At 72.8% G+C, this 11561-nt stretch carries 8 protein-coding genes; 4 read left to right on the top strand and 4 right to left on the bottom strand.

All coding sequences use genetic code 11. From position 1 onward, the window contains the following. Window positions 1-4: 4 nt before the first annotated feature. From ACIO3O_RS30590 to rsmH, 4 genes are all read right to left on the bottom strand, one after another. Entirely contained in the window at window positions 5-1672 is a 1668-nt protein-coding gene (locus tag ACIO3O_RS30590; protein ID WP_401751484.1) for a UDP-N-acetylmuramoyl-L-alanyl-D-glutamate--2,6-diaminopimelate ligase, read from the bottom strand. An 81-nt stretch (window positions 1673-1753) separates the two neighbouring features. Further along, complete coding sequence (locus tag ACIO3O_RS30585) at window positions 1754-3721, bottom strand: peptidoglycan D,D-transpeptidase FtsI family protein (protein ID WP_401751547.1); 1968 nt, start codon at window positions 3719-3721, stop codon at window positions 1754-1756. A 19-nt stretch (window positions 3722-3740) separates the two neighbouring features. Beyond that, complete coding sequence (locus tag ACIO3O_RS30580) at window positions 3741-4340, bottom strand: septum formation initiator family protein (RefSeq protein ID WP_401751482.1); 600 nt, start codon at window positions 4338-4340, stop codon at window positions 3741-3743. After that, a complete protein-coding gene (gene rsmH / locus ACIO3O_RS30575) occupies window positions 4337-5296 on the bottom strand; it encodes a 16S rRNA (cytosine(1402)-N(4))-methyltransferase RsmH (RefSeq protein WP_401751480.1) in 960 nt (319 codons plus the stop codon). Before rsmH ends, ACIO3O_RS30580 begins: the two co-directional genes overlap by 4 nt. Before the next feature lie 385 nt (window positions 5297-5681). On the opposite strand from rsmH, the gene ACIO3O_RS30570 reads away from it, so the two are divergent. From ACIO3O_RS30570 to ACIO3O_RS30555, 4 genes are all read left to right on the top strand, one after another. Continuing rightward, complete coding sequence (locus ACIO3O_RS30570) at window positions 5682-6236, top strand: beta-class carbonic anhydrase (RefSeq protein WP_401751479.1); 555 nt, start codon at window positions 5682-5684, stop codon at window positions 6234-6236. Between the two features lie 196 nt (window positions 6237-6432). Beyond that, window positions 6433-7446 carry an AAA family ATPase gene (locus ACIO3O_RS30565; RefSeq protein ID WP_401751477.1) on the top strand — a complete coding sequence of 338 codons (1014 nt, stop codon included), beginning with the start codon at window positions 6433-6435 and terminating at the stop codon, window positions 7444-7446. Continuing rightward, a complete protein-coding gene (locus ACIO3O_RS30560; RefSeq protein WP_401751476.1) occupies window positions 7446-8834 on the top strand; it encodes a DUF58 domain-containing protein in 1389 nt (462 codons plus the stop codon). The genes ACIO3O_RS30565 and ACIO3O_RS30560 overlap by 1 nt, the downstream gene beginning before the upstream one ends. Window positions 8835-8868: 34 nt before the next feature. Beyond that, entirely contained in the window at window positions 8869-11292 is a 2424-nt protein-coding gene (locus tag ACIO3O_RS30555) for a DUF3488 and DUF4129 domain-containing transglutaminase family protein (protein WP_401751474.1), read from the top strand. Window positions 11293-11561: the final 269 nt, after the last annotated feature.

The following is an 11561-nucleotide window of genomic DNA, read 5'->3' as shown; positions in this document are numbered from 1 at the left end:
CCGGTCAGCCCCTCTTGTCTTTCAGGCGGCGCTCGACGGCTGCGCGGAGCACGGTGCGGTCGTCGAAGGGACGGACCACGCCGTTGATGTCCTGGCCCTGCTCGTGGCCCTTGCCCGCGACGAGGACGGTGTCGCCGCTGTGGGCGCGGGCGACGGCCTCGGCGATGGCGGCGGCCCGGTCCTCGAAGACGGCGACGTCGCCGCGCTCGTGGGCGGGCACCTCGGCGGCTCCGGCGAGCATGGTCGCCAGGATCGCGAGGGGGTCCTCGGAGCGGGGGTTGTCACTGGTGAGCACGGCGGTGTCGGCGAGCCGTGCGGCCGCCGCACCCATCGGTGCGCGCTTCTGGGTGTCGCGGTCGCCGCCGCAGCCGAGCACGATGTGCAGCTGCCCCTCGGTGACCTTGCGCAGGGCGCGCAGCACCGATTCGACGGCGTCCGTCTTGTGGGCGTAGTCGACGACGGCGAGGAAGTCCTGCCCGGCGTCGACGCGCTCCAGGCGGCCCGGGACGCCGGGGACGGCGGCGATGCCGTCGGCGGCGGTCTGCGGGTCGTACCCGGCGGCGGCCAGGGTGGCGATCGCAGCGAGCGTGTTGGCGACGTTGAACGGGCCCGGCAGCGGCGCGGTGGCGTGGATGTGCTCGCCGCGCGGGCCGACCACCATGAAGGTGCTGGACTGCGGCCCGACGTCGACCTTCTCGGCGCGCCAGTCGGCGTCCGGGTGGCCCTCGGCGGAGAACGTGATCACCGGGACGGAGGCCTCGGTCACCAGGCGGCGGCCGTACTCGTCGTCGAAGTTGAGGACGCCCAGCCTGGACCGCTCGGGGGTGAAGAGCTGTGCCTTCGCCTGGAAGTAGTCCTCCATGTCGGAGTGGAACTCCATGTGCTCCGGGCTCAGGTTGTTGAAGACGGCCACGTCGAAGACGCAGGCGTCGACCCGGCCGAGCACCAGGGCGTGGCTGGAGACCTCCATGGCGACCGACTTCACGCCGCGTTCGCGCATCACGGCGAACAGGGCCTGGAGGTCGGTGGCCTCGGGGGTGGTCCGCTCGGACTTGATGCGTTCGTCGCCGATGCGCATCTCGACCGTACCGATCAGACCGGGGAGGTCTCCGGCTGCCTTCAGGCCGCCCTCCACCAGGTAGGCGGTGGTGGTCTTGCCGGAGGTTCCGGTGATGCCGATCTGGAGCAGGTCGCGGCCGGGGTTTCCGTAGATGTCGGCGGCGAGCTGGCCCATGTGGGCGCGCGGGTTCTCCACGGCGAGGACGGGCAGGCCGGTCGCGGCGGCGCGCTCGGCACCCGTCGGGTCGGTGAGGACCGCGGCGGCGCCGAGTTCGGCGGCCTGGGCGACGAAGTCCGCGCCGTGCAGGCGGGCGCCGGGGAGGGCGGCGTAGACGTCGCCGGGGCGGACCGCGCGCGAGTCGTGCGTGATTCCTGTGGTCTCTCCAGGTCCTGGGGACTCGATGCCCAGCCGTTCGGCCAGCTCCCCGAGGGTCGTCGGGCGGACCCGGTCCGGCCTGGGCGCTCCGGGGTAGTTCACCGGAGCGTCCTTCTGGGTGGTTTGGGACTGATCAGCGTGTGGCACGGCGGTGAGCGTACCCGCCGGACCGGGCTGCGGGCGAAAGCAGGGGGGCTCCGCAACCCGTTTTCGGTGGTCGTTGGTGAGCGTTGTCACTGAGGGTTTCCGCTTCGGTACTCGGGATTCCGTTTCGACGCCCGGAATTCGTTGTTCCACTTCGGTGCCCGGAATTCCGCGTCACTGGCCCGGCTCGAAGGTGACCGGGAGCCGGGCGGGCTTGCCGCCGGTCGGGGCGACCTGGCGGGTCTTCAGGGCGAACTCCATGACCTGCTTGTAGATGGGGCCGCAGATCTGGCCGCCGAAGTAGCTGCCGGTGGTGGGGTTCTGGATGGCGCAGTAGACGGTGATCCGGGGCTGGTCGGCGGGCGCGAACCCGGCGAAGGAGGCCGTGTAGCCCTTGTAGCGGCCGGTCTTGGGGTCCACCCGGTTGGACGTGCCGGTCTTGCCGCCGACCCGGTAGCCGGGGATGCGGGCCTTGGTGCCGGTGCCCTCCTCGTCGTCGACGACCGACTCCAGCATCTTGGCCAGGGTCGTGGCGGTCTGGTCGCTGACGACGCGGGTCTTCTTCGGGGCGGGAGCGGGGGTGAACCGCCCGTCCGGGCCCTTGGTGCCGCGGACGAGCGTGGGCTCGATCCGCACGCCGCCGTTGGCGATGGTGGAGTACACGGAGGCCGCCTGGAGGGCGTTGACGGACAGGCCCTGGCCGAAGGGGATCGTGTACTGCTGCGAGGTGGACCACTTCTGCGGTGGGGCCAGGATGCCCGGGGTCTCGCCGGGGAAGCCGAGGCCGCTGCGCTGGCCGATGCCGAACTTGGTGAGGTAGGAGTGCAGCACCTTGTTGGCCTCGGGCTGGGTGTCGCCGAGTTCACCGGTGGCCAGGATGGTGCCGATGTTGGAGGACTTGGCGAGCACCCCGTTGAGGGTGAGGTACCAGGTGGGGTGGTCGATGTCGTCCTTGAAGAGGCGGTCGCCGCGCTTGAGGCGGTTGGGGACGACGACGTGGGTGCCCGGGTGGGCCGCCTTCTCCTCCAGTACGGCCGCCATGGACATGATCTTGGAGGTGGAGCCGGGTTCGTAGGCGTCCTGGAGGGCCGCGTTGCCCATCGCGGCGGCGTTCGCCTGGGAGAGGTCGTTGGGGTCGAAGCCGGGGGCGTTGGCCATGGCGAGGACCTCGCCGGTGCGGGTGTCCTGGACGATGACGTAGCCGCGGTCCGCCTTGGACTTCTTGACCTGCTCCTCGATGGCGTTCTGGGCGGCCCACTGGATGTCGCGGTCGATGGTGAGCTCTATGTCGGAGCCCGGCACCGCGGGGGTCTCGTTGGCGCCCGCGGTGGGCACCCGGCGGCCGTTCGCCTGGGCGAAGGTGACCTCGCCGTCCTTGCCCGCGAGCTCCTTGTCGAGCTGGGACTCCAGGCCGCCCGCGCCCTTGCCCTCGGCGTTGACGAAGCCCAGTATTCCGGCGGCGAGGTCGCCGTTGGGGTAGACGCGTTTACTGCTGGGCTCCTGGAGGATGCCGCCGAGGAGGTTGGCGGCGGAGCCCGCCTTGCGCCGGTTGGCGGCGGACGCCTTGTCCCCGTACACGCTCCTGAGGTCCTTGATCTGCTTCCAGACCTGCGGGGTCTGACGGCGGGCCAGGACGACGTACCGCGACTTGGGCGTGGCGAGCTTCTTCGCCAGGTCGGCGGGGGTCCTGCCGAGGATCGGGGCGAGGATCGCGGCGGCCTGCTGCGGCGCGTCGGCGACCTTGGCCTGCTCGGGGGTGAAGAGGTAGGGGTCGGCGGTGATGTCGTGCGCGTCGACGCTGGCGGCGAGCGCGATGCCGCTGCGGTCGGTGATCTCGCCGCGCTCGGCGGTGAGGGTGTGCCGCGCCTGACGCTGGCGTTCCGCCTTGTCGGTGTACGTCGCCGCGTCGACGGCCTGCACCTGGAACAGGCGTACGACGAAGGCCAGCATCACCAGTGTCAGACCGAGGCTGACCAGGCGGAGCCTCGGCTTGGGGCTGCCGAGCCGGAGCGTCTTGGCCTTCGCGGCGGGCCGCCGGGCCGGGGCGGGCCTGCGGGCGGGCGGCCGGCCGGGGGCCGGGACCCGGCGGCGCGGGCCGCCTCCGCGGGATCCGTCGCCGGACCGTCCGTCGTTCGGGGGCACAGCCTTCGGGGGCACTGCGTCACCTGCCGGGGGTCGTCGGGGGCTGCTGCGTCTGCCCGGAGGCGGGCGGGGCCTGGGTCGCGGGTGGGGCTGGGGTGGCCGGTGGGACCTGGTTGGCCGGTGGGACCTGGTTGGCCGGTGGGGCCTGTGTCACCGGTGGGGCCTGTGTCACCGGTGGCGCCTGGCCCGCGGTGCCCGGCGGGAGGGCCGGGGCGTGCTGCGGACGCACCGGTTCCGGGGCGGGCTCCGGGGGCGGGGCCTGGCTCGGGGTGCCGCGGACCGTGCCGTCGGGGTCCAGGAAGGCCGGGGAGCCGCCGGGGACCATGCCCAGCTCGCGGGCCCGGCGCTCCAGGGCGCCGGGGGCTGAGCGGTCGTCGACGTCGCGCTGGAGGGCCTGCTCCTCGTCGGTGAGCTCGGTGGTCTGCTTCTTGAGGTCGTTCAGCTTGAACGAGCCCTCGTTGAGCGCCGAGTTCAGCATGAGCAGGCAGATCAGGCCGCCGCCGAGCAGCACCACGACCAGCAGCACGAAGGGAGTGCGGGCCGCCTGGGCGGGGCCCGACGGCATCAGTTCGGAGAGCCTCGCCGCTCTCCCCCGTACCTGCTTGGCCGGTTTGCTCAACTGGCTTCTTCCTCCCGGATGCGCTGGGCGCCGCGCAGCCGGGCGGGGGCCGCCCTGCGGTTCTCGGCGACCTCTTCCTCGGTGGGCAGCTCCGCGCCGCGGGTGAGCAGCTTCAGGCGCGGCTGGTAGCGCTCGGGGACCACGGGCAGGCCGGGCGGGGCGGTGTTTGCGGCGCCCGCCGCGAAGACCTGCTTGACGATGCGGTCCTCCAGCGACTGGTACGACATGACGACGACGCGGCCGCCGACCGAGATGGCGTCGACGGCTGCCGGAATGGCGGCCTCCACGCTGTCCAGCTCGCCGTTGACCTCGATGCGCAGGGCCTGGAAAGTGCGCTTGGCGGGGTTGCCGCCGGTGCGCTTGGCGGCCTGCGGGAGGGCGTCGCGGATCAGCTCGACCAGGCGGGCGCTGTTGCTGAAGGGCTCCTTGTCGCGCTCGCGCACGATCGCGGAGACGATCCGCTTGGCCTGCTTCTCCTCGCCGTACTGGCGCAGGATGCGGACCAGCTCGCCGGGCGCGTAGGTGTTGAGGACCTCGGCGGCGCTGACTCCGGTCGACTGGTCCATCCGCATGTCCAGCGGTGCGTCCTGGGCGTACGCGAAGCCCCGGTCGGCCTCGTCGAGCTGCATGGAGGAGACGCCCAGGTCGAACAGGACGCCCTGGACGCGCGGGATGCCGAGCGTGCGCAGGACCTCGGGCAGCTCGTCGTAGACCGCGTGCACCAGGGTGGCGCGCTCGCCGAAGGGGGCCAGGCGCTCGCCGGAGAGGCGCAGGGCCTCCTTGTCCCGGTCGAGGCCGATCAGGCGCACCTCGGGGAACTGGGTGAGGAGGGCTTCGCTGTGGCCGCCGAGCCCGAGCGTGCAGTCGACGACGACCGCGCCGGGCTCGGAGATGGCCGGGGCCAACATGTCCAGGCACCGCTGGAGCATCACCGGGACGTGTCGGGTCTGGCTCATGCGCCCTCTCAGACAAAAGCGCGCGGCTTGCAGGTTGTACGTACGGCCCGGTCCCCACCCGCCCGGGAAGGGGAGCCGGGCCCGGTGACGGGCGACCGGCCGACGAGCGGGCGGAGGCCGGGCCGTACGTACTGCCGCGCGCGGGGAACTCACTGGATTTCGTACAACGCGTCACTTTAGTCCACCGGCCCTCGCGGTCAATCAACGGGCGACGGACCGCGCGGCGTGCCCGCGACAGCCCCTCGGGCCGCTGTTTCACTCGTACGAGGGAAGGGTGGGGGGCTTGTCCGGGGCCTTGTGGGTTAGCTCACAACAGGGCGGGTTGACCTCCTTTTTCCCTTCCCCCGGCAGGTCCGGACCCCTGCTGACCATTACCGTCATAGTCATGTCGACTTCCGCATCTTTCCCCGAGGGTTCTGCGGCTTCCGAGGGCCCCGGCACCGATCCGACGGTCATCGACCGTCTCGTCAAGGCCAACCAGGAGTACGCCTCCGGTTTCAGCGATCCGGGGATGGACGCCCGTCCGGTCCTGAAGGTCGCCGTGGTGGCCTGCATGGACGCCCGGCTCGACCTGCACGACGCGCTGGGCCTCGCGCTCGGCGACTGTCACACCATCCGCAACGCGGGCGGCGTGGTCACCGACGACGTGATCCGCTCGCTGACCATCAGCCAGCGGGCGCTGGGCACCCAGAGCGTCATACTCATCCACCACACGAACTGCGGCCTGGAGTCCCTCACCGAGGACTTCCGGCACGAGATCGAGGACGAGGTCGGCCAGCGCCCGTCCTGGGCCGTCGAGGCCTTCCGCGACGTGGACCAGGACGTGCGCCAGTCGATGCAGCGCGTGCGGACCTCGCCGTTCCTGCTGCACACCGGCGACGTGCGCGGTTTTGTCTTCGACGTGACCACGGGCCTGCTGCGGGAGATCGACCCCGCCTGAGGGTGTGCAAAAAAGCCCCGACTCCGGCATTTCGCACTCAGTTGTCCACAGGCGAGTGACACGAAGCGGTAACGGCAACAAGAATGCGTACGAGACACCCGGTCGGACCCGTTCTGGTCGGACCGCGGTGTCCGTGTTTCGGGGTGGGCCGTTCGCGTCGTCGTGACGCCGGCCCGTATGGGCCGAGGAGGGCCGGGTGACGACCTATGACGATCGAGCGAGCCTCACAGATCTGACCACCACAGCGGAGCGGGTGCGCAGGTCGGTGGAGGCTGTGATCGAGGGCAAGCCGGAGGTCGTACGACTCTCGCTGACGGTGCTCCTCGCCGAGGGGCACCTGCTCATCGAGGATGTGCCGGGCGTCGGCAAGACGATGCTCGCCAAGGCACTGGCCAGATCCATCGACTGCTCGGTGCGCCGCATCCAGTTCACGCCGGACCTGCTGCCGTCCGACATCACCGGTGTGTCGATCTACGACCAGCAGCGGCGCGACTTCGAGTTCAAGCCGGGCGCGATCTTCGCGCAGATAGTGATCGGCGACGAGATCAACCGCGCGTCGCCCAAGACCCAGTCCGCGCTCCTGGAGTCCATGGAGGAGCGCCAGGTCACCATCGACGGGCAGACGTACGAGCTGCCCAATCCGTTCATGGTGGTGGCCACGCAGAACCCGGTCGAGATGGAGGGCACCTACCCCCTCCCCGAGGCCCAGCGCGACCGCTTCATGGCCCGCGTCTCCATCGGCTACCCCTCCCCCGAGGCGGAGCTGCAGATGCTGGACGTGCACGGCGGGGTGTCCCCGCTGGACGACCTCCAGCCGGTGGCGCACGCGCACGACGTGGTCAAGCTGATCGACGCGGTGCGCACGGTGCACGTGGCGGAAGCGGTACGGCGCTACGCGGTCGACCTGGTCGGCGCCACCCGCACCCACCCGGACCTGCGTCTGGGCGCCTCCCCCCGCGCCACCCTGCACCTGCTGCGGGCCGCCAAGGCCTCCGCCGCGCTCAGCGGCCGGGACTACGCGCTGCCCGACGACGTACAGGCACTGGCCGTGGCGGTGCTCGCGCACCGGCTGCTGCCGACCGCGCAGGCCCAGCTGAACCGGCGCACCTCCGAACAGGTCGTGCTGGACATCCTCCAGCGCATCCCCGTGCCGACCGGTTCCGGCACCCCCGCGCCGCCGTACGGCGCGCCCGGCGTCCGGCCGCTGTGATGTCCGGCGCCGCCCCCGAGGCCGAGCCCGGGGAGAAGGGCGGGGTCAGGGCGGCACTGTCCGGGCTGACCACGCGCGGCCGGTCGTTTCTGGCGGCCGGGGTGGCCGCGGCGGTCTGCGCGTTCGTGCTCGGGCAGGGCGACCTGCTGCGGGTGGGCGTGCTGCTGGCCGTGCTGCCGCTGATGTGCGTGATCGTGCTCTACCGCACCCGCTACCGGGTCGCGGGCAGCCGCCGGCTGACCCCGGGGCGGGTGCCGGCCGGGTCCGAGGCCCGGGTGCACCTGCGGATGGAGAACGTCTCGCGGCTGCCGACCGGGCTGCTCATGCTCCAGGACCGGGTGCCGTACGTACTGGGGCCCCGGCCCCGCTTCGTCCTGGACAAGGTGGAGGCGGGCGGGCGGCGCGAGGTGTCCTACCGGGTGCGCTCCGACCTGCGCGGGCGGTATCCGCTGGGGCCGCTCCAGCTGCGGCTGACCGACCCGTTCGGGATGTGCGAGCTGAGCCGCTCGTTCAGCGCGTACGACACGTTGACGGTGATCCCGCGCGTGGAGGCGCTGCCTCCGGTACGGCTCACGGGCGAGGCGAACGGGTACGGCGACGGGCGGCTGCGCTCGCTGGCGCTGGCCGGCGAGGACGACATCATTCCGCGCGGCTACCGGCACGGCGACGACCTGCGCCGGGTGCACTGGCGCTCCACCGCGCGCTACGGCGAGCTGATGGTGCGCCGCGAGGAGCAGCCGCAGCGGGCCCGCTGCACGGTGCTGCTCGACACCCGGCGCGGCGCGTACGCCGGGGCGGGGCCCGACTCGGCCTTCGAGTGGGCGGTCTCGGGAGCGGCATCGGTCCTGGTGCACATGCTCGAACGGGGCTTTTCGGTACGGCTGTTGACCGACACCGGCAATTCCGTGCCCGGCGAGGGGTCGGGCGGGTTCGCCGGTTCCACGCAGGAGTCGGCGGACTCGGCCGGGCTGATGATGGACACCCTCGCCGTCGTGGGCCACTCCGAGGGCGGCGGCCTGTCCCCCTCGTACGAAGTGCTGCGCGGCGGCAACGACGGGCTGCTGATCGCCTTCTTCGGCGATCTGGACGACGAACAGGCGGCGATCGCCGCGCAGATGCGTCAGCGCACCGGCGGCGCGGTCGCCTTCGTGACGGACTCCGCGGTGTGGACCGCCGAGCCGGAGCGGGCGGTGGAGCTGCGGGAAGCGGCCGAGGAACGGTTGCGGCTGCTGCGCGACGCGGGGTGGACGGCGGTCGCCGCACCGCCGGGGACGCCGCTGGAGACGCTGTGGCAGCAGGCCGACGCGCAGCGCACGGGTGTGGCGGAGAGCAAGAGCATGAAGACGGGAACATCGGGGATGTCGGGGATCTCGGGGGGCTGGTCGTGAACGGGGACTGTCCCGGGGCGGACGGAGTGCTGTGGTGAGCGGGCGCGGGCGGATGACGCTGTGCGCGCTGGTCGCCACCCTGATGGCGGCTGCCGCGCTGATCCCGCTGGTCACGGACGCGGACTGGTTCCCGATGGCGGCGCTCCTGGTGGCCGTGCAGGCGGGCGTGGGCGCGCTGGCGCGGCGGGTGCCGCTGGCCAGGGCGCTGACGGTGGCGGTGCAGCTGGTGGCGTCGATGATGCTGCTGACGCTGTTCTTCGTCGCCGACAAGGCGTGGATCGGCGTGCTGCCGGGGCCGGACGCGGTCGGGGAGTTCGGGCGGCTGCTGACCTCCGGCACCGCCGACATCAACCGGTACGCCATTCCGGCGCCGGCCTCCGAGGGCATCCGGCTGATGCTGGTCGGCGGGGTACTGCTGATCGGGCTGGCGGTGGACGCCCTCGCGGTGACCTTCCGCAGCGCGGCCCCGGCGGGTCTGCCGCTGCTCGCGCTGTACTCGGTGGCCGCCGGGCTGACCGGCGGCGGGGCGGGCTGGCTGTGGTTCCTGCTGGCCGCGACGGGCTATCTGCTGCTCCTGCTGGCGGAGAGCCGGGACCGCCTGGCGCAGTGGGGCCGGGTGTTCGGCGGGGCGGGTCCCAGCGAGCGGCGCAAGAGCGCGGGCGGCATCGAATCGGGCAGCGGTGCGCCGCTGGCCCCGATCCGCACCGGACGCCGGATCGGTGTGCTCACCCTCGGCATCGCCCTGGTGATCCCGGCGCTGCTGCCCGCCCTCGACGGCGGGCTGCTCGGCGGGCGGGGTCCTGGCGGCGGCGGGGTGGGGGGCGGCGGCACCATCTCGGCGGTGAACCCGCTGGTCTCCCTCCAGGAGAGCCTGAACCAGCCGTCCGACCGGGAGGTGCTGCGCTACCGCACGACGGCGCAGCAGCCACAGGACATGTACCTGCGGATCGTCGCCCTCGACCAGTTCGACGGCACGTCCTGGAAGTCGTCGGAGCGCAAGATCAAGGACGTACCGGAGACGCTGCCCAGGCCCCAGGGACTGGGGTCCGACGTGCCCACGTCGGACATCAACACCAATGTCTCGGCCTCCCCGTCGTACACCCAGAACTGGCTGCCGCTGCCGTTCCCCGCGACGAAGGTCGAGATCGGCGGACGCTGGCGGTACGAGCCGGAGGGCCGGACCCTGGTCGGCGACCGGGGGCAGACGACGAGCGGGGTCACGTACAAGGTCCGCAGTCTGGCCGTGCAGCCGACCAAGGAGCAGCTGGCGAACGCGCCCGAGGCCCCGGCCGCCCTGCGCAAGGAGTACACGCAGGTCCCCAAGGGGCTGCCGCCGATCGTGAAGCAGACCGCGCTCAAGGTCACCGCGGGACGGTCCAACGACTACGAGCGTGCGGTCGCGCTGCAGAACTGGTTCGCCTCCGAGGGCGGCTTCACGTACGACACCCAGGTGCAGTCGGGCAGCGGTTCGGCGGCCATCGCGCGTTTCCTGGAGCAGAAGGAGGGCTTCTGCATCCACTTCTCCTTCTCGATGGCGGCGATGGCGAGGACGCTGGGCATTCCGGCGCGGGTCGCGGTCGGGTTCACGCCCGGCACGCTGAAGTCCAACGACGAGTGGTCGGTGGGGCTGCGGGACGCGCACGCCTGGCCGGAGCTGTACTTCGAGGGGCTCGGCTGGACCCGGTTCGAGCCGACGCCCACCCGGGGCACGGCTCCGCAGTACACGCTGGAGGACACCCCCTCCGACAACGCGAGCAACCCCGCGACGCAGCCGTCGGCCGGTGCCGGTGCCTCGCAGAGCCCGGCGCCCAAGCCGTCCGACAGCTGCCCGGCGGCCGAGCGGAAGCTGGGCAACTGCGGCGGCGCGCAGGCGGGTGCGACGCCGCCGACCGACGGCGGCGTGCCGACCGGCACGATCGTGGGGGTCGCGCTGGGCGTGCTGGCCGTGGCGCTGGTCCTGGCGCTGCCGTTGCTGTGGCGGACCCGGGTGCGGGCCGTGCGGCTGCGGTCGGGCGGGCGCCGTCCGGCGGACGCGGCGGCGCGGACGCTGGCCGCCTGGCGGGAGATCATCGACTCCGCGTGGGACTTCGGGACCGCGCCGGACGAGTCGCAGACACCGCGCAGGACGGCGGCCCGGATCGTGCGGCTGGGGTCGCTGGAGGGCGAGTCCGCGGAGGCGGTGCACCGGGCGGCCGGTGCGGTGGAGCAGGTGCTGTACGCGCCGGTGCCCCGGGCGAGCGGCGGTCTGGTGGACGACGTGCACCGGGTGCGGGCGGGGCTGCGGGAGCGGGCGAGCGGCACCCGGCGGCTGCGGGCACTGCTGCTGCCGCGTTCGACCGTGCGGGTGGTGTGGGCGCTGTCCGCGCGGTGGAACGCGCTGCTGGGCAGGTGGTCGGGGAACGGCCGCCTGGACCGGTGGTCCGCGGCGGTGCGGCGGACGGCGCGTCAGCGGGGGTGAGCGCGGGGGCGGTCGGCGGGGTCCGGGGTGCCGGGTCCCGCCGACCGGCATGCGGGCCCCCCTGCGGCACTCGCGGGTGACCCTGTGTCCCGTGTGGTGGAGGCCCGTGGCACACGCCCGGAGGGGCGGGGCACACGCGTGGAGGGGCGGGGGGGGGGGGGCGCCCCCCCCCCCCCCCGTTCACAATTTGTGGGGCCTGGCGGGCGCCGGGGATGGGGCGCCCCCCCGCGGCGAGGGGCGGCGGCGGTGTGCGCCGTGGAGGTAAAAGG

The sequence above is a fragment of the Streptomyces sp. NPDC087440 genome (assembly GCF_044744005.1).
In the GTDB taxonomy this organism is placed as follows: Bacteria; Actinomycetota; Actinomycetes; order Streptomycetales; family Streptomycetaceae; genus Streptomyces.
Note: the sequence above shows the minus strand (reverse complement) of the source record. Positions and strands in the feature narration are given on the sequence as shown.

What these genes read in the sequence shown, in the direction of transcription:
- ACIO3O_RS30570 (WP_401751479.1), top strand. Translation starts at nt 5,682, where the DNA reads ATGTCGACTTCCGCATCTTTCCCCGAGGGTTCTGCGGCTTCCGAGGGC.
- ACIO3O_RS30560 (WP_401751476.1), top strand. Translation starts at nt 7,446, where the DNA reads ATGTCCGGCGCCGCCCCCGAGGCCGAGCCCGGGGAGAAGGGCGGGGTC.
- rsmH (WP_401751480.1), bottom strand. Translation starts at nt 5,296, where the DNA reads ATGAGCCAGACCCGACACGTCCCGGTGATGCTCCAGCGGTGCCTGGAC.